Genomic DNA, 16,637 nt, shown 5'->3' with positions numbered 1-16,637 from the left:
TCAGGCCGCGGGGCCGGTGAGCGCGAGCGAGGCCGCGATGAAGTGCGCGGCGAAGGCCAGCACGGTCAGGGCGTGGAAGACCTCGTGGAAGCCGAACCAGCGCGGGCTGATGTTCGGCCGCTTCGTCCCGTAGACGAGGGCGCCGATGCTGTACAGCGCGCCGCCGATGACCACCCAGGTCATCACGGCGGCGCCGGCGTGCTGGAGCAGGGGGCCGAAGTAGAAGACGGCGACCCAGCCGAGCATCAGGTAGGCCGGCACGTAGAGCCAGCGCGGTGCCCCGGCCCAGAACACCCGGAAGAGGACGCCGAGCACGGCGCCGCTCCAGACGATGACGAGCATCCGGCGGGCCTGGTCGGTCGGGAGCAGCAGCGCGAAGGGCGTGTAGGTCCCGGCGATGATGAGGAAGATGTTGGAGTGGTCGAAGCGGCGCAGGAAGCCGCCGACGCGGGGGGACCACGTGCCGCGGTGGTAGACGGCGGAGGTCCCGAAGAGGAGTACCGCGGTGCCGGCGAAGACCGCGGCCGAGACCTTGCCCTCGGTGGTCGTCGCGAGGACGACCAGGACCACGCCGGCGACGAGCGCGACGGGCGTCATGCCCAGGTGGAGCCAGCCGCGCAGGTGCGGCTTGACCTGCTGGAGGGCGGCCTCGACGCGGCTCTCGAGCACCTCGAGGCGCCCCGCGTCGGGGGTGGGGGTCTCGGAGGCGTCCATGACCCGAGGATAACCTACGCGACCGTAGGTTACGACTCCGTCGGTCCGGGAACCGGCCGTCCGGAGGATGTCGGGGGGATGTGTGCGCACCCCCTGGAGGTTCGTCGCCGGGTGGCGTCGCCGGGCGGCCGGTGGCCCCCGGCGGAGTAGCGTGGGCCGCGCCTCCCGGGTCTCCGGGAGCCGGTTCCGGAGCACGCGGGAGGTCGTGAGGCATGCGTCGGCTCAGCGACGTCGTCTACGCCGCGTACGCGAAGCGGCTCACCCGCCAGCTCGGCCCGGGCCCGATCCCGCGCCACGTCGGCGTGCTGGTCGACGGCAACCGCCGCTGGGCGAAGCTGCGCGGGGCCGGGACCGAGGAGGGGCACCGCGCCGGGGCCGACAACATCCTCAACGTCCTGGCCTGGTGCGAGGAGGTCGGCGTCGAGGTCGTCACGCTGTGGCTGCTGTCCACCGACAACCTCAACCGGCCCGAGCGCGAGCTGCGTCCGCTGCTCGGCATCATCGAGGACTCGGTCGACGCCTTCGCGGCCACGACCCGCTGGCGGATCAACCCGGTCGGCGCGCTGGACCTGCTGCCGGCGGCGACCGCCACGCGGCTCAAGGCCGCGGCCGAGCGCACCCGTGAGGTCGACGGGATGATCGTCAACGTCGCCGTGGGCTACGGCGGGCGCCGCGAGATCACCGATGCCGTCCGCAGCCTGCTCCAGGAGCACGCCACCCGCGGCACGAGCATCGAGGAGCTCGCCGAGATCATCGACGTCGAGCACATCGCCGAGCACCTCTACACCAAGGGTCAGCCCGATCCCGACCTCGTCATCCGGACCTCGGGCGAGCAGCGGCTCTCCGGCTTCCTGCTCTGGCAGAGCGCGCACAGCGAGTTCTACTTCTGCGAGGCGTACTGGCCCGACTTCCGCAAGGTCGACTTCCTCCGTGCGCTGCGCGCGTACGGGGAGCGCCACCGCCGCTTCGGCACCTGAGGGTCCCGGGGTCGCCCCGGGTCGGGTGAACGGCCGGGGTCGGTGGGGGTCGAACGGGTGACATCTCGTCCCACCGGTCACACGAGTCCCACAGGTCCCGCGGGCCCCGACACGCCGGACGCCGCCTCCCGCCGCGGCCCCGGAGCGGTCGTAGCGTCGAGGCACGATCCTCCTTCGACCACCAGGAGCGGCAATGGCCTCGAGCACCCGGACGGCAGGCACCACGCGACAGGGGAAGGAGCCGCGCCGGACCTTCGTGCTCGACACCTCGGTCCTCCTCTCGGACCCGAAGGCGATCCTGCGCTTCGCCGAGCACGAGGTCGTCCTCCCGGTCGTCGTCGTCACCGAGCTCGAGGGCAAGCGCCACCACCCCGAGCTGGGCTACTTCGCCCGCCAGGCCCTGCGCATGCTCGACGACCTGCGGATCAAGGCCGGTCGCCTCGACGCGCCGGTCGAGGTCGGCGAGGCCGGCGGCACGCTGCGCGTCGAGCTCAACCACACCGACCCGATGTCGCTGCCGGCCGGGTTCCGCCTCGGCGACAACGACACCCGCATCCTCGCCGTCGCGCGCAACCTCGCGAACGAGGGCCACGTCGTCACCGTCGTCAGCAAGGACCTGCCGATGCGGGTCAAGGCCTCGGCGTGCGGCCTGGAGGCCGAGGAGTACCGCGCCGAGCTGGCCGTGGAGTCGGGCTGGACGGGCATGGCCGAGCTCGAGGTCAGCGTCGAGGAGATGGACCACCTCTACGAGTACGGCCGCCTCGAGAGCGTCACCGCGGCCGAGATGCCCTGCCACACCGGGCTGAAGCTGCTCTCGCCGCGCGGGTCCGGGCTCGGGCGGGTCGGCGCCGACAAGCAGGTGCGCCTCGTGCGGGGCGACCGCGACGCCTTCGGCCTGCACGGCCGCAGCGCCGAGCAGCGGATCGCCCTCGACCTCCTCCTCGACCCCGACATCGGCATCGTCAGCCTCGGCGGCCGGGCCGGCACCGGCAAGTCCGCGCTCGCGCTGTGCGCCGGCCTCGAGGCGGTGATGGAGCGCCGTCAGCAGCGCAAGGTCGTCGTCTTCCGCCCGCTGTACGCCGTCGGGGGCCAGGAGCTGGGCTACCTGCCGGGGTCCGAGGCCGAGAAGATGAACCCCTGGGGCCAGGCCGTCTTCGACACCCTCTCGGCGCTCGTGTCGCGCGAGGTCGTCGAGGAGATCCTCGACCGCGGGATGCTCGAGGTGCTGCCGCTCACCCACATCCGCGGCCGCAGCCTGCACGACGCCTACGTGATCGTCGACGAGGCCCAGAGCCTGGAGCGCAACGTGCTGCTCACCGTGCTCTCGCGGATCGGGCAGAACTCCAAGGTCGTCCTCACCCACGACGTCGCCCAGCGCGACAACCTCCGGGTGGGGCGGCACGACGGCGTCGTGGCCGTCGTCGAGGCGCTCAAGGGGCACCCGCTGTTCGCGCACGTGACCCTCACGCGTTCCGAGCGCAGCCCCATCGCGGCCCTCGTGACCGACCTGCTGGAGGGCATCGAGGTCTGACGCCGAACGGCTCCTGACCTGCTCGTCTGTGTGGTTGCTCAGCGCTCGATTTCGCCCTCGACGCCGCGTTCCCTAGGCTAAGGTCTCGATTCCGTAACGCCCTGCCGTGGCTCAGCCACGCCCCGAGACACCCCTGCCGGAAGGTCCCACCCCGTACTCATGGCTCGCTACACACCCCGTCACGCCCCGCGCCACGCCGCTCCCAAGCGGTCGCTGGGGCGTACGGCCGTCTCGGTCGTGGGGCGTCCGCTGGTCTCGACGAGCCTGGTCGCGGCCGTCGTCACGGGCGGCGTGGCGGTCAGCGGGGCCTTCGAGGACACCGCGAACGCGGACCCGCTGAGCCTGGCCGTCGACGAGCTGACCTCCAGCACGTCCACGGAGCAGAGCGAGGTCGCGCTCCAGGACGATGTGCGCGTCGCCGCCGACCGCTCGGCCACGAACGGCCAGCGAGCCGTCGTCGCGGCCGCCGCCGCCGAGGTCGACCGCGCCAAGGCCGCGGCCCTGGCCAAGCAGCGCCGCGAGAAGCAGGAGCGCGCCGCTCGCGCCGCCGAGCGCAACCGCGTCCTCGAGAACGCCCAGGACGACCCGAAGTCGGTGGCCCGTCTCCTCCTGCCCGAGTTCGGGTTCGGCGAGTCGCAGTGGTCCTGCCTCGAGCAGCTGTGGATCGGCGAGAGCGACTGGCGCTGGTGGGCCTCCAACCCGTCCTCGGGCGCCTACGGCATCCCGCAGTCGCTGCCCGGCAACAAGATGGCCAGCGTGGCACCGGACTGGCGCACCAACCCGGTCACCCAGATCACCTGGGGCCTGGACTACATCAAGCGCTCCTACGGCAGCCCGTGCAACGCCCTCAGCCAGTGGCAGGCCCGCTCGCCGCACTGGTACTGAGCCGCACGACCCCCGACACCGCACGACGAACGCCCCGACCACCGGCCGGGGCGTTCGTCGTCGCGCGTGGGGCGCGGGTGGGACGGGGTCAGGCGCTGAAGAGCGGGGAGGTGCCCTGCGGGGCCGGCGAGCGGTCGCCCTCCTCGGCCTCGAGGCGGGCGCCGGCGGCCGACGCGCGCTCGCGCAGGGCGGTGACGAAGTCGCGGACGCCGGGGTTCTTGATGTCCTGGAAGGGCGCGACCATCCGCACGTAGAACGCCGAGCCGTCCCCGGTGGCGACCCACAGCTGGGACGCGGGGGAGAGCGCGACGCGCACGAGGTCGGCCAGGGCCACCTCGCGCCGGGCCACGCGGCCCTGGACGACCATCCGGTCCTGCGTGACGGTCACCTTGCGGCGCAGGTCCGTGAGCCCGTAGAGGCCGAGCAGCACCAGCGCCATCCCGAAGAGCCAGGTCCCCTTGGTGAGCAGCACGACACCGATCACCAGCGCGATGGCGCCGACCACGGCCTGCGCGAACCGTTTCGAGCTGTGCGGGCGTCCGACGAGGGGGGTGCTGGGTGAGCTGTCCATGTGGCCGATCGTAGGCGCGCGGAGCCCGCCGGGCCGTACCATGCGGCACGGGGAGTGCTCCCCATCGCACGAGGGGGCGGGCCTGCCTAGGCTGGCCCGCGACATCGCTCGAGGGCCGTGACCCCACCGGGGTCCGGCCCACGCACGTCCTGGAGGGGACCGCACGTGGCAGCTTTCTCGGTACAGTCCGGCACGCTCACCGACTTCGCGGGAGTGCTCGGTCAGGGTGGGCACAGCATCGACCTGGCCTCCGCGTTCACGGGCAAGGCCCGCACGTACGTGGACACCTACATGCCGGTGCCGTACGACAGCGGCGACCTCTACGCCGACGTGTACCTGAACAACCGCCAGGTCGTCACCGCCCTGCAGTCCTCGACGACGGCGGTCGGCCAGCTGCTCCAGCAGAGCGGGCAGGCCCTCACGGCCTCGGCCACGCGCTACGCGAAGCTCGACGCGGCGGCGGCCGCCCAGCTCGACGCCTCCTACCCGGGCGGCCAGGCGTCGGTGCCGGCGCCCTCGTCGGGGCTGGACGCCACGGGCGGGGCGCTGGAGAACCCCGAGCCGGCGCTCAACGGTGAGCCGAGCAAGGACGCCCCCGTGCCGGACATGGTGCAGTGGATCATGGACAAGGCCGGCTGGGCCTCGATCACCGGCCTGGCCGTCAAGCTCGCCTCGCTGTTCGGCCTGGACCCGTGGGCCGCGCTCACCAAGTGCGTCGTCGGCGACTACGGCGAGCTGGCCCAGGCCGGGCACGCGGCCAAGGCCCTCGGGGACTTCGAGAAGATCGCGGCGCAGACGCTCGTCACCGGTGCCGGGGCGATGGTCTGGACCGGCGAGGCCGCCGAGCACGCACGCCAGTGGTTCGTCGAGGCCGCCAACGCCCTCGAGGAGCACGCGGACAAGCTCGACGACCTCAGCCAGAAGTACGCGCTGCTCGTCCAGCACTGCGCCGAGCTCGCCGCCGCCCTCGGTGGCCTGCTCGAGACCGCGATCGACGAGATCCTCATCTGCGCAGCCGAGCTCGCGGCGGCCGGCTGCCTCGCGAGCGTGCCGGGCATCAACGTCATCATCGGGCTCATCGGCGCCTACCAGGTGTGGAAGACCACCGAGGCGGTCGCGGCCTTCCTCAAGGTGACCGGCAACGTCTACATGGGCGTGACCGGCCTGCTCGCCGCCGTGACCGGCCTGGCCAGCTGGGCCGAGGACGGCGACGTCACCACGAAGCTGCCCACCGCGCCCTACGTCAACGCCTCCCTCTGACCCGAAGGCCCCGCATGAGCGACCAGCCCGACCACAGCGGCATCGACAGCATCGTCCGCGGTGATGCCGACCGCGCGCGCCGGCTCCGCGCGACCCTCGCGGTCGTCGCCCGCCGCACCGACGACGAGGACCTGCGACGCACCGTGCGCGAGGTGCTCGCCGGCCGCGTGAACGTGCGCCGCGCCCTGCTGCACCCGGCCCTGAACGCGATGGCCGCCAAGAACCTCGAGAACCTCGAGAAGGGGCTGGAGCGGCTCGACCCCGAGCAGCGCGAGGACGTCCTCTCGCGCGTGGGGAAGGAGCGCACCCCCGACGAGGAGATCGAGGAGATGCGCGAGCCCACCCCGACCTCCGACGGGCGCCGGGCGCCGGGCGAGGACCCGGGGCGGCCGCGCGGCCCGCAGCCGCCGGCCGGTGGCGGGGGCACCTGGTAGCACCCGCGCGAATGCCGGTGGGCGGCACGCCGGTCGGCACGCAGGCCGGGCGCGCTCAGATCTTGCGCAGCCGGATGCTGGTCACGGCGTGGTCCGCGCCCTTGCCGAGCACGAGGGTCGCGCGGTCGCGGGTCGGTTGGATGTTCTCGACGAGGTTCGGCTCGTTGATCGCCGCCCAGATGCCGGCGGCGGTCTCGCGGGCCTGGGCGTCGCTCAGCCCGGCGTAGCGGTGGAAGTAGGACTGCGGGTCGGCGAACGCGGTCTCGCGCAGGCGGAGGAACCGCTCGACGTACCAGCGGCTGACGTCCTCGACGGGGGCGTCGACGTAGACCGAGAAGTCGAAGTAGTCCGACACCGCGCTCGCCGGGCCGCCGTCCGGGCGGACCCCGGGGGGCTGGAGGACGTTGAGCCCCTCGACGATGAGGACGTCCGGCTTGCGCACGTGCACCGGCTCGGGGAGCACGTCGTAGGTCAGGTGCGAGTACTGCGGCGCGTCGACGACGGGCATCCCGGACTTGACGTCGGCGACGAAGCGCAGCAGGGCGCGGCGGTCGTAGGACTCCGGGAAACCCTTGCGCTGCAGCAGTCCCCGACGCTCGAGCTCGGCGTTCGGGAGGAGGAAGCCGTCGGTGGTGACGAGCTCGACGCGCGGGGTGTGCGGCCAGCGCGACATCAGCTCGCGGAGGATGCGCGCCGTCGTCGACTTGCCGACGGCCACCGAGCCGGCGACCCCGACGACGAAGGGCACCCGGCTCGGCCGCTCGCCGAGGAACTCCGAGGTCGCGAGGCGTAGCCCGTGGACGGCCTCGACGTAGAAGTGCAGGAGGCGGGAGAGCGGGAGGTAGACGTCCTCGACCTCGCGCAGGTCGAGCCGCTCGCCGAGCCCCCGCAGCCGCGCCAGGTCGTCCTGGGTGAGGCTCATCGGGTGCTCCTCGCGCAGCCGCGACCACGCCTGGCGGTCGAGGTCGACGTAGGGCGTCGGCGCGCCGGTGTCGCCGGCGACACCGAGGTGCGCGAGGGCCTGCTCGGCAGCGGTCACGCGGCCATCATCGCGCATGGTCGCGCGGCGCCGGGGGAGGCCCGGTGGCCCCCCGTGCAGCGGCTAGGCTGCCCGCCATGTGTGGAATCGTCGGCTACGTCGGCCGGAGCATGGACGGGACGGCGCTCGACGTCGTCATGGAGGGCCTGGCGCGCCTCGAGTACCGGGGGTACGACTCGGCCGGCGTCGCGCTCGTCACCGACGACGGCGTCGCCACCGAGAAGCGCGCCGGCAAGCTCGAGAACCTGCGCTCCGCGCTCGAGGCGCACCCGCTGGCGGCCTCCCGCACCGGCATCGGCCACACCCGCTGGGCCACGCACGGCGGCCCGACCGACGGCAACGCCCACCCGCACCGGGGCGGTGACGGCGACCGGCTGGCGCTCATCCACAACGGCATCATCGAGAACTTCCACGCGCTGAAGAAGGAGCTCCTCGCCGAGGGCGTCGAGTTCCGCTCCGAGACCGACACCGAGGTCGCCGCCAAGCTCGTCGGCCGCGAGTACGACCGCCTCGGCGACCTCACCGAGGCGATGCGGGCCGTGGTCGGCCGGCTCGAGGGCGCCTTCACCCTCCTCGCGGTGCACGCCGACAGCCCGGGCGTCGTCGTCGGGGCCCGCCGCAACAGCCCGCTCGTCGTCGGGCTCGGCGACGGCGAGAACTTCCTCGGCAGCGACGTCGCGGCGTTCATCGGCTACACCCGGCACGCCCTCGAGCTCGGCCAGGACCAGATCGTCACCATCACGCCGGACGGGCACTCGGTCATCGGCTTCGACGGTGCGCCCGCCGAGGGCAAGGCCTACGAGGTCACCTGGGACGCCGCGGCCGCCGAGAAGGGTGGCTACGCGACGTTCATGGAGAAGGAGATCCACGAGCAGCCGCACGCCGTGGGCGACACCCTCCTCGGGCGCACCGACGAGTCCGGCGCGCTGGTGCTCGACGAGGTCCGCATCCCCGAGGAGCGGCTGCGCCAGGTGCGCCGCATCACGATCGTCGCGTGCGGCACGGCGTCGTACGCGGGCATGGTCGCGAAGTACGCCATCGAGCACTGGACCCGCATCCCGGTCGAGGTCGCCCTGGCCCACGAGTTCCGCTACTGCGACCCGATCGTCGACGAGGACACCCTGGTGGTCTCGATCAGCCAGTCCGGCGAGACGATGGACACGCTCATGGCGGTCAAGCACGCCACCGAGCTGGGCGCGATGACGCTGTCCATCTGCAACACCCACGGCTCGACCATCCCGCGCGAGTCCGACGCCGTGCTCTACACGCACGCCGGTCCCGAGATCGCGGTCGCCTCCACCAAGGCCTTCCTCGCGCAGATCACCGCCTGCTACGTCCTCGGCCTCTACCTCGCCCAGCTGCGCGGCGAGACCTACGCCGACGACGCGAAGGCGGTCATGGCCGAGCTCGGCGAGATCCCGGCCAAGATCGAGGACCTCCTCGGCCGGATGGACCGCGTGCAGGAGATGGCCGAGTTCATGGCCGACACGCGCACGGTGCTCTTCCTCGGGCGCAACGTCGGGTTCCCGGTGGCGATGGAGGGCGCGCTGAAGCTCAAGGAGCTCGCCTACATCCACGCCGAGGGCTTCGCGGCCGGCGAGCTGAAGCACGGCCCGATCGCCCTCATCGAGCCCGGGCAGCCGGTGTTCGTCGTCGTGCCGGGGCCGGACACCCCGCACGAGCTGCACAAGAAGGTCGTCTCGAACATCCAGGAGATCCGGGCGCGCGGGGCCCGCACGCTCGTCATCGCGCACGACGGCGACGAGGACGTCGAGCCGTTCGCCAGCGAGGTCGTCCGCATCCCGCAGTGCTCGCCGATGCTGGCGCCGCTGCTGGCCGTGGTCCCGCTGCAGGTCTTCGCGCTGCACCTGGCCTCGGCCAAGGGCCTGGACGTCGACCAGCCCCGCAACCTGGCCAAGTCGGTCACGGTCGAGTGAGGCCGGTGGCGCGGTGATCGTCGGCGTCGGGATCGACGTCGTCGACGTCGCGCGCTTCGGCGCCTCCCTGGAACGCACCCCGGCCCTCGGGGACCGCCTCTTCACCGAGTCCGAGCGGGTGATGCCGCTGAACTCCCGCGCCGCCCGGTTCGCCGCCAAGGAGGCGCTGGCCAAGGCGCTGGGGGCGCCGGTGGGCCTGCAGTGGCACGACGCCGAGGTCACCCGGGGCGAGGACCGGCGGCCGGCCTTCGTGCTGCGGGGGACGGTGGCGGCAGCCGTCGCGGAGCTGGGCATCACGAGCATCCACGTGTCGCTGTCGCACGACGCGGGCATCGCCTCGGCCGTCGTGGTCGCGGAACGGGAGGGGTCGGCGTGATCGAGGGGTACGGGGCGGAGGCGGTGTACGCCGCCGAGGCCGCACTGATGGAGGTGCTCGAGGACGGCGAGCTGATGGCGCGGGCCGTCGAGGGGCTGGCGGCGGTCGCCGATGCGCGGCTCTCCGAGACGGGCGGTACCTCGGTGGTGGCGCTCGTGGGGCCGGGCAACAACGGGGCCGACGCGCTCTACGCCGCGGCCCGGCTGGCCGAGGCAGGGTGGAGCGCCGTCGCGGTGCACCACGAGACGGTGCACGAGGGCGCGCGGGCGGCGGCCGAGGCCGCCGGGGTGGTGCTGACCACCGACGCCGCGGCCGTGGGCGAGGCCGACCTGGTGCTCGACGGTGTGCTGGGGATCGGGGCGCGCCCCGGGCTGCCGGAGTGGGCGGCCGCGTGGGTCGAGGCCGTGCCGGACTCGGCGTACGTGCTGGCCGTCGACCTGCCGTCGGGCCAGGACCCGGCGGGCGGGGTGCTCGACGCCGACGGGGTGATGGCCGACGAGACGGTCACCTTCTCGGTCGCCAAGCCGGTGCACCTGCTGCCGCCCACCGAGCAGGCGTGCGGTGTGCTGACCGTCGTCGACATCGGGGTCGAGGTGGAGGCCGAGCCGGTGGTGCGGCGGCTGGACCACGACGACGTGGCCGCGCTCTGGCCGGTGCCCGGCGCGGGGGACGACAAGTACTCGCGGGGGGTGCTCGGGGTCGTGGCCGGCGGGGAGTCGTACACGGGCGCGGCGGTGCTCTGTGTCACCGCGGCGGTCGGGGCCGGGGTCGGGATGGTGCGCTACGTCGGCACGCCGGCGCCCACCGGGCTCGTGCGCGCCGCCGTGCCGGAGGCGACGCACGGTGCCGGGCGGGTGCAGGCGTGGGTGGTCGGGCCCGGGCTCGACACGCAGTCGCGCGCGGTGGGGTCCAAGGCACAGCTCGACGTGGCGCGCGACGCGCTCGGGGGCGAGGAGCCGGTCGTCCTCGACGCCGGCGGGCTCGACCTGCTCGACGAGGGGGTGGTCCGGCGGCGCCGCGAGCGGGTGACGCTGCTGACGCCGCACGCGGGGGAGTGCGCGCGGCTGCTCACGCGGCTCGGTGGCTCGGAGATGTCGCGGGCCGAGGTCGAGGGCGCGCCGCTGCGCTCGGCCCGGCGGCTGGCCGCGCTGACCGGTGCGACGGTGCTGCTCAAGGGCGCGACGACGCTGGTCGTGCCGCCCGGGGAGGGGGCCACCGTGTGGTCCCAGGCCGATGCGCCGCCGTGGCTCGCGACCGCCGGGGCCGGGGACGTGCTCGCGGGCGTGCTGGGGGCGCTGCTGGCGGCGGGGCTGCCCGCCGACGAGGCGGGGGCGCTCGGAGCCCTCGTGCACGGGGTGGCCGCGGACCGGGCCAACCCCGGGGGCCCGGTGCGCGCGCTCGCGGTGGCCCACGCCCTGCCGGCGACGGTGGCGGGGTTGCTGAGGCGCTGAGCGGGGCTCCATGCGCGGGGCGCGTCCGGCGGGAGCGATGGGCCACGGCGGGCCCGGCGCGACGGGTGTCCTCCGGAGAACCGGACGCTGCGACCGGGATCCCTGACGCGGCGACCGGTATCGCGGTCGTGGCGACCGGGATCCCTGACGTGGCGACCGGTATCGCGGACCTGGGAACCGGGATCCCTGACGTGGTGACCGGTATCCCTGACGTGGCGACCGGGATCCCTGACGTGGCGATCGGTATCGCGGACCTGGCGACCGGGATCCCTGACGTGGTGACCGGGATCGTGGACGTGGTGACCGGGATCGCGGACGGGGCGACCGGAGTCCGGGACGGACACCCTTCTGTGCCGGGGTGGCCCCTCCCGGCCGGGCCGCCGGTCCTAGACTGGGCGGGCTCATGACCGACGACCACGGCGCCGCCGCACCGCACCTCGCGCCCACCCCTGCCCCCGCGCCCGCGGGTGCTTCCGCGTGGGTGAGCGTCGATGCCGCCGCCATCCGCGACAACGTCGCCGAGCTGGTCCGCCGCTCGGCCCCGGCCCAGGTCCTCGCCGTCGTCAAGGCGGACGCCTACGGCCACGGCCTGGTCACCGCCGCCCGCGCCGCCCTCGCCGGCGGCGCCTCCTGGCTCGGCGTCGCCCAGCTCGACGAGGCCCTCGCCCTGCGCCGCGCGGGCGTCGAGGCCCCGCTCCTCACGTGGATCTACCCGCCGCAGGCCGACATCGCGGCCGCCGCCGACGCCGGCATCGACGTCACCGTCGGCAGCGCCTGGAACCTCGAGGCCGTGCTCGCCGTCGCCCGCGAGCGCGGCCGCCCCGTCCGCGTCCAGGCCAAGGTCGACACCGGCCTGGGCCGCGGCGGAGTCCTCACCGACTGGAGCGAGTTCACCCGCGCCCTGGCCGGCGCCGTCGCCGAGGGCGCCGTCGAGGTCACCGGCACCTGGTCGCACTTCGCCTGGGCCGACGCGCCGCAGCACCCCACCGTGCGGGCCCAGCAGGAGCGCTTCGTCGAGGCCGTCGCCGAGCTCGAGCGTGCCGGCGTCGACCCCGGCCTGCGTCACCTCGCCAACTCCGCCGCCACGCTCACCAACGCGAGCGCCCACTTCGACCTCGTCCGCCCCGGGCTGGCGGTCTACGGCCTCTCGCCCGTGCCCGACCTCGGCAGCCCCGCCGACTTCGGCCTGCGCGAGGCGATGCGCGTCACGGCGCGGCTCACCCAGGTCAAGCGCGCCCGCGCCGGGCAGGGCGTCAGCTACGGCCACGAGTACACGACCGACCGCGACACGGTGCTCGGCCTCGTCCCGCTGGGCTACGCCGACGGCATCCCGCGCCACGCGGGCAACGCCGGTCCGGTGCAGGTCCACGGCCGCCGCCACCCCATCGCCGGCCGGGTCTGCATGGACCAGTTCGTCCTCGACCTCGGCCCGGACTCCGACGCGGCGCCCGGCGACGAGGTCACCGTCCTCGGCCGGGGTGCCGACGGCGAGCCCACCGCGCAGGACTGGGCCGAGGCGGCCGGCACCATCAACTACGAGGTCGTCACCCGCATGGGCCCCCGGCTCCCGCGGGTCGTCACCGGCGCCGAGGGCGAGGCCTGATGGGCCGCGGACCGGTCGGCCTCGCGCTCGGGGCCGTGACCTCCCGAGGGCTGCGTGGCCGCGCCCCCCGCACCGACGGCACCTCGCCGCTCGGGTGGGCGCACACCGCCACCGAGGCCCTCGTGGTCACCACGGACGACGGCGTCGACCTCCACGTCGAGATCGACGCCCCCGGGCAGTCCAGCCGCGGACGCCGCCACCTCGCGGGCCGCGCGCCCACGGTGGTCCTCGTGCACGGCTTCGCCCTGACGATGCGCTCCTGGGTGCTCCAGCGCCAGGCGCTCGTCGAGGCCGGGATGCGCGTCGTCAGCTACGACCAGCGCGGGCACGGCCGCTCGGCGCAGCCCGACCTCGCCTCCTGCACCATCGAGCGGCTCGGTCGCGACCTGGCGCAGGTGCTCGAGGCGGCCTGCCCCACCGGCCCGGTGGTGCTCATCGGCCACTCGATGGGCGGCATGAGCGTCATGGCCTTCGCCGGCCACCACCCCGACGTCGTGCGCGACCGCGTGCTCGCCGCCGCCCTCGTCTCCACCTCGCCGGGCGGCCACGAGGTGACCGAGTTCGGGCTCGGGCCGCTGGCGGGGCGCATCGTGGGCTCGGTCGGCCCGGGCCTGCTGACGCGGCTCTCGCGGCACGCGGGGCCCATCGGCCTGATCCGCAAGATGGGCAAGGGCGTCCAGGACCTCGCGGTCGCGCGCTGGGCCTTCGACTCGCCCGTCGAGCCGGAGGTCGTCGACCTCGTCGCCGAGATGATCTTCGCGACGCCGTTCGACGTCATGGCCGCCTTTCTCCCCGACATCGATGCCCTCGACCTCTCGCCCCTCCTCACCGGCCTCGCCGGTGTCGAGGTCCTCGTGATGAACGGCGCCGGCGACCTCATCACGCCCGCCTCGCACTCCGAGGAGATCGTGCGGCTGCTCCCGGGCGCGGAGCACGTCGTCGTCGAGGACGCCGGGCACATCCTCATGCTCGAGCACCCCGAGGTCGTCACCGAACAGCTCCTCGCCCTGGTGCACCGGGCGCAGCGCGCGGTCGCCGAGGGCGTGGCCGTCGGCAGCAAGCCCCGCGTGCGCCGCACCGTGCAGGACATCTCCAAGAAGCGCCGGGCCTCCCGCGCCCGCAAGGAGGCCGCGTCGTGAGCGCCCGACGGTTCGTGCTGCCCGAGGTCGAGGACACCCAGGCCCTCGGGGCCGCCCTCGGGCGGATGCTGCGCGCGGGCGACCTGCTCGTCCTCACCGGCGGGCTCGGCGCGGGGAAGACGACGTTGACGCAGGGACTCGGGGAGGCCCTCGGCGTGCGGGGCGCGGTGACGTCGCCGACCTTCGTCATCGCCCGGGTCCACCCGTCCACCGTCGGCGGCCCGCCGCTGGTCCACGTCGACGCCTACCGGCTCGGCGGTGGCCTCGAGCTCGACGACCTCGACCTCGACGCCTCCGTCGAGGAGAGCGTCACCGTCGTCGAGTGGGGGCACGGGCTCGCCGAGGGGCTCGCCGAGGACCGGCTCGAGGTCGTCCTCGACGTCGACCCGGCCACCGAGGTCCGGACCGCCACCGTGACCGGCATCGGCGGCCGGTGGACGGCGTCCGATGTGGCCGGCGTCGAGGACGCTGGTTCCGCTGCGCCGCAACCCGACCCGCTCGATCCCCTTGGAGGAGAGCCGTGCTGATCCTCGCCCTCGACACCTCCACCGCGATGATCTCGGTGGCGCTCCACGACGGCACCGACGTCGTGACCAGCGCCGGCGTGGAGGACCCGCGCGGGCACACCGAGCGCCTCGCGCCGCTCGTCGCCGACGTCCTCGACGCCGGCGGGGTCACGCCCGGCGACCTCACCGACATCGGCGTCGGAACCGGCCCCGGCCCGTTCACGGGGTTGCGGGTCGGGATGGTCACGGCCGTCACGATGGGGTACGCGCTCGGCATCCCCGTGCACGGTGTCTGCAGCCTCGATGTCATCGCCCACGGCTGTCGGGGTGACCTCGAGGGCGACATCCTCGTCGCCACCGACGCCCGGCGTCGCGAGGTGTACTGGGCCCGCTACGCCCTCGGGCCGGACGGCGCCCGCGCGCTCACGGCCCCCGCCGTCGACCGCCCCGCCGACCTGCCCGCCGAGGTGCGCGCGCTGCCGACCGCCGGTGCCGGGCCGGTGCTCTACCCCGAGCTGCTGCCGCACCGCGTCGGATGGGTCGAGGCGGTGGCCGCGGACCTCGCCGAGCTCGTCGTCGGCGGGCTGGCCGAGGGCCGCGACATGCCGGTCGAGCCCCTCTACCTGCGCCGCCCGGACGCCCTGACGACGGCTGAGCGCGCCGCCCGATGAGCACGCTCGACACGGTCGTCGTGCGCGACGCGCGGTGGACCGACCTGTCCGGCCTCGCCGCGCTCGAGGTGGCCCTCTTCCCGGACGACGCCTGGTCCGAGCGGTCCTGGTGGTCCGAGCTGGCCGGGCGACCGCGGCGTGACTACGTCGTGGCCAACGCGGTCCCGGGTGCGGACGTGCCCGCCGACCTCCTCGGGTACGGCGGGCTCGACCACGGTGGCGAGGTCTCGGACGTCATGACCGTGGCCGTCGCCCCGGCCGCCCGCGGGCTCGGCCTCGGCCGCCGCCTGCTCGACGAGCTCGAGCGGCGGGCCGGAGGGCGCGGTGCCGAGCACGTGATGCTCGAGGTCCGCGCCGACAACGAGCCCGCGACCTCGCTGTACGCGTCGTCCGGGTACGCCGTCGTCAGCCGGCGTCGCGGCTACTACGACCAGGGCGCCGTCGACGCGCTGGTCATGCGGAAGTCCCTCCAGCAGAACGGAGACCGGTGATGACCGACCAGCCCCTGGTGCTCGGCATCGAGACCTCCTGCGACGAGACCGGCGTCGGCCTCGTCCGCGGTGAGACCCTGCTCTTCGACGCCATCGCGAGCAGCGTCGACGAGCACGCGCGCTTCGGTGGTGTCGTCCCGGAGGTCGCCTCGCGCGCCCACCTCGAGGCGATGGTGCCCACGATCGAGCGGTCCTGCCGCGAGGCCGGGGTGACGCTGCGCGACGTCGATGCGGTCGCCGTGACGTCCGGGCCCGGGCTGGCCGGGGCCCTGATGGTCGGCGTGGCGTCGGCCAAGGCCCTCGCCCTGGCCCTCGGTGTGCCGCTGCACGGCGTCAACCACCTCGCGAGCCACGTGGCCGTCGACATCGTCGAGCACGGGCCGCTCCCCGAACCGACACTGGCCATGCTCGTCTCCGGCGGGCACTCCTCGCTGCTCCTCGTCCCGGACGTCACGCACGACGTCCGCAGCCTCGGCTCGACCATCGACGACGCCGCCGGCGAGGCCTTCGACAAGGTGGCCCGGGTGCTGGGCCTGCCGTTCCCCGGGGGGCCGCACATCGACCGGGCGGCACGCGACGGGCAGGTGAGCATCGACTTCCCGCGCGGTCTCACCTCCGGCCGGGACATGGAGCGCCACCGCTTCGACTTCTCGTTCTCCGGGCTCAAGACCGCCGTCGCCCGGTGGGTGCAGGCCAAGGAGGCTGCGGGAGAGGCGGTCCCGCTCGCCGATGTCGCTGCCAGCTTCCAGGAGGCGGTCACCGACGTCCTGACGCGCAAGGCGATCGACGCCTGCCGCGAGCACGGCGTCGGGCACCTCCAGATCGGGGGCGGGGTCGCGGCGAACTCGCGGCTGCGCGCGATGGCCCAGGAGCGGTGCGACGCGGCCGGCATCGAGCTGCGTGTGCCCCGGCCGGGGCTCTGCACCGACAACGGCGCGATGGTCGCGGCACTCGGCGCGCAGATGGTCCTCAAGGGGCGGACGCCCTCGGAACTCACGATCCCCGCCGACTCCTCGATGCCGGTGACCCGCGTCTCCGCGTGAGGCGGCTGT

The 16,637-nt window shown here is 74.3% G+C and carries 18 protein-coding genes; 15 read left to right on the top strand and 3 right to left on the bottom strand.

Features of this window, described 5'->3' with window-relative positions; genetic code table 11:
* Positions 1-714, bottom strand: a complete 714-nt coding sequence (gene trhA / locus ACQZ2A_RS12315) for a PAQR family membrane homeostasis protein TrhA (protein WP_430211353.1) — start codon at positions 712-714, stop codon at positions 1-3.
* Between the two features lie 212 nt (positions 715-926).
* Here trhA and ACQZ2A_RS12310 point away from each other — a divergent pair, with 212 nt between their 5' ends.
* The 3 genes from ACQZ2A_RS12310 (at position 927) to ACQZ2A_RS12300 (ending at position 4,107) form a co-directional block, all read left to right on the top strand.
* Complete coding sequence (locus tag ACQZ2A_RS12310; RefSeq protein ID WP_430211350.1) at positions 927-1,691, top strand: isoprenyl transferase; 765 nt, start codon at positions 927-929, stop codon at positions 1,689-1,691.
* A gap of 193 nt (positions 1,692-1,884) precedes the next feature.
* The gene (locus tag ACQZ2A_RS12305) at positions 1,885-3,222 is read left to right on the top strand and encodes a PhoH family protein (RefSeq protein ID WP_430211348.1); all 1,338 of its coding nucleotides are present in this window, start codon (positions 1,885-1,887) and stop codon (positions 3,220-3,222) included.
* Between the two features lie 237 nt (positions 3,223-3,459).
* Positions 3,460-4,107 (top strand): hypothetical protein, encoded by a 648-nt coding sequence (locus tag ACQZ2A_RS12300; RefSeq protein WP_430211346.1) that lies wholly within the window; start codon positions 3,460-3,462, stop codon positions 4,105-4,107.
* Positions 4,108-4,195: 88 nt separating this feature from the next.
* Here ACQZ2A_RS12300 and ACQZ2A_RS12295 read toward each other — a convergent pair whose 3' ends face one another.
* Positions 4,196-4,678, bottom strand: coding sequence for a hypothetical protein (locus tag ACQZ2A_RS12295; protein WP_430211344.1), 483 nt, complete (start codon positions 4,676-4,678; stop codon positions 4,196-4,198).
* Between the two features lie 165 nt (positions 4,679-4,843).
* On the opposite strand from ACQZ2A_RS12295, the gene ACQZ2A_RS12290 reads away from it, so the two are divergent.
* Together ACQZ2A_RS12290 and ACQZ2A_RS12285 are read left to right on the top strand one after the other, a co-directional pair.
* Positions 4,844-5,938 carry a hypothetical protein gene (locus ACQZ2A_RS12290; protein ID WP_430211342.1) on the top strand — a complete coding sequence of 365 codons (1,095 nt, stop codon included), beginning with the start codon at positions 4,844-4,846 and terminating at the stop codon, positions 5,936-5,938.
* A gap of 14 nt (positions 5,939-5,952) precedes the next feature.
* The gene (locus ACQZ2A_RS12285) at positions 5,953-6,372 is read left to right on the top strand and encodes a hypothetical protein (RefSeq protein WP_430211340.1); all 420 of its coding nucleotides are present in this window, start codon (positions 5,953-5,955) and stop codon (positions 6,370-6,372) included.
* A 55-nt stretch (positions 6,373-6,427) separates the two neighbouring features.
* Here ACQZ2A_RS12285 and coaA read toward each other — a convergent pair whose 3' ends face one another.
* On the bottom strand, positions 6,428-7,411 hold the full coding sequence (gene coaA, locus ACQZ2A_RS12280; protein WP_430211338.1) for a type I pantothenate kinase: 984 nt from the start codon (positions 7,409-7,411) through the stop codon (positions 6,428-6,430).
* A 77-nt stretch (positions 7,412-7,488) separates the two neighbouring features.
* Between coaA and glmS the strand changes: the two genes are divergently transcribed.
* From glmS to tsaD, 10 genes are all read left to right on the top strand, one after another.
* Positions 7,489-9,348: a glutamine--fructose-6-phosphate transaminase (isomerizing) gene (gene glmS / locus ACQZ2A_RS12275; RefSeq protein WP_430211335.1), complete on the top strand. Its 1,860-nt coding sequence runs from the start codon at positions 7,489-7,491 to the stop codon at positions 9,346-9,348.
* A 13-nt stretch (positions 9,349-9,361) separates the two neighbouring features.
* Positions 9,362-9,724: a holo-ACP synthase gene (locus ACQZ2A_RS12270; protein ID WP_430211333.1), complete on the top strand. Its 363-nt coding sequence runs from the start codon at positions 9,362-9,364 to the stop codon at positions 9,722-9,724.
* Positions 9,721-11,175: a bifunctional ADP-dependent NAD(P)H-hydrate dehydratase/NAD(P)H-hydrate epimerase gene (locus ACQZ2A_RS12265; protein WP_430211331.1), complete on the top strand. Its 1,455-nt coding sequence runs from the start codon at positions 9,721-9,723 to the stop codon at positions 11,173-11,175. Before ACQZ2A_RS12270 ends, ACQZ2A_RS12265 begins: the two co-directional genes overlap by 4 nt.
* A gap of 149 nt (positions 11,176-11,324) precedes the next feature.
* The gene (locus ACQZ2A_RS12260; RefSeq protein WP_430211328.1) at positions 11,325-11,582 is read left to right on the top strand and encodes a hypothetical protein; all 258 of its coding nucleotides are present in this window, start codon (positions 11,325-11,327) and stop codon (positions 11,580-11,582) included.
* Complete coding sequence (gene alr, locus ACQZ2A_RS12255) at positions 11,579-12,778, top strand: alanine racemase (RefSeq protein WP_430211325.1); 1,200 nt, start codon at positions 11,579-11,581, stop codon at positions 12,776-12,778. Before ACQZ2A_RS12260 ends, alr begins: the two co-directional genes overlap by 4 nt.
* Complete coding sequence (locus ACQZ2A_RS12250) at positions 12,778-13,917, top strand: alpha/beta fold hydrolase (protein ID WP_430211323.1); 1,140 nt, start codon at positions 12,778-12,780, stop codon at positions 13,915-13,917. Before alr ends, ACQZ2A_RS12250 begins: the two co-directional genes overlap by 1 nt.
* Positions 13,914-14,444, top strand: a complete 531-nt coding sequence (gene tsaE / locus ACQZ2A_RS12245) for a tRNA (adenosine(37)-N6)-threonylcarbamoyltransferase complex ATPase subunit type 1 TsaE (protein ID WP_430211320.1) — start codon at positions 13,914-13,916, stop codon at positions 14,442-14,444. The genes ACQZ2A_RS12250 and tsaE overlap by 4 nt, the downstream gene beginning before the upstream one ends.
* A complete protein-coding gene (gene tsaB / locus ACQZ2A_RS12240) occupies positions 14,438-15,094 on the top strand; it encodes a tRNA (adenosine(37)-N6)-threonylcarbamoyltransferase complex dimerization subunit type 1 TsaB (protein WP_430211317.1) in 657 nt (218 codons plus the stop codon). The genes tsaE and tsaB overlap by 7 nt, the downstream gene beginning before the upstream one ends.
* Entirely contained in the window at positions 15,091-15,585 is a 495-nt protein-coding gene (rimI, locus tag ACQZ2A_RS12235) for a ribosomal protein S18-alanine N-acetyltransferase (RefSeq protein WP_430211314.1), read from the top strand. The genes tsaB and rimI overlap by 4 nt, the downstream gene beginning before the upstream one ends.
* A complete protein-coding gene (gene tsaD / locus ACQZ2A_RS12230) occupies positions 15,585-16,628 on the top strand; it encodes a tRNA (adenosine(37)-N6)-threonylcarbamoyltransferase complex transferase subunit TsaD (protein WP_430211312.1) in 1,044 nt (347 codons plus the stop codon). Before rimI ends, tsaD begins: the two co-directional genes overlap by 1 nt.
* Positions 16,629-16,637 lie beyond the last annotated feature (9 nt).

The sequence above is a fragment of the Phycicoccus avicenniae genome (assembly GCF_050496545.1).
Lineage (GTDB): Bacteria > Actinomycetota > Actinomycetes > Actinomycetales > Dermatophilaceae > Phycicoccus > Phycicoccus avicenniae_A.
Note: the sequence above shows the minus strand (reverse complement) of the source record. Positions and strands in the feature narration are given on the sequence as shown.

Coding starts and splice junctions, on each gene's coding strand:
- alr (WP_430211325.1), top strand. CDS start 11,579: ATGACCGACGACCACGGCGCCGCCGCACCGCACCTCGCGCCCACCCCT.
- trhA (WP_430211353.1), bottom strand. CDS start 714: ATGGACGCCTCCGAGACCCCCACCCCCGACGCGGGGCGCCTCGAGGTG.
- ACQZ2A_RS12285 (WP_430211340.1), top strand. CDS start 5,953: ATGAGCGACCAGCCCGACCACAGCGGCATCGACAGCATCGTCCGCGGT.
- rimI (WP_430211314.1), top strand. CDS start 15,091: ATGAGCACGCTCGACACGGTCGTCGTGCGCGACGCGCGGTGGACCGAC.
- ACQZ2A_RS12305 (WP_430211348.1), top strand. CDS start 1,885: ATGGCCTCGAGCACCCGGACGGCAGGCACCACGCGACAGGGGAAGGAG.
- ACQZ2A_RS12295 (WP_430211344.1), bottom strand. CDS start 4,678: ATGGACAGCTCACCCAGCACCCCCCTCGTCGGACGCCCGCACAGCTCG.
- ACQZ2A_RS12310 (WP_430211350.1), top strand. CDS start 927: ATGCGTCGGCTCAGCGACGTCGTCTACGCCGCGTACGCGAAGCGGCTC.
- tsaD (WP_430211312.1), top strand. CDS start 15,585: ATGACCGACCAGCCCCTGGTGCTCGGCATCGAGACCTCCTGCGACGAG.
- ACQZ2A_RS12250 (WP_430211323.1), top strand. CDS start 12,778: ATGGGCCGCGGACCGGTCGGCCTCGCGCTCGGGGCCGTGACCTCCCGA.
- glmS (WP_430211335.1), top strand. CDS start 7,489: ATGTGTGGAATCGTCGGCTACGTCGGCCGGAGCATGGACGGGACGGCG.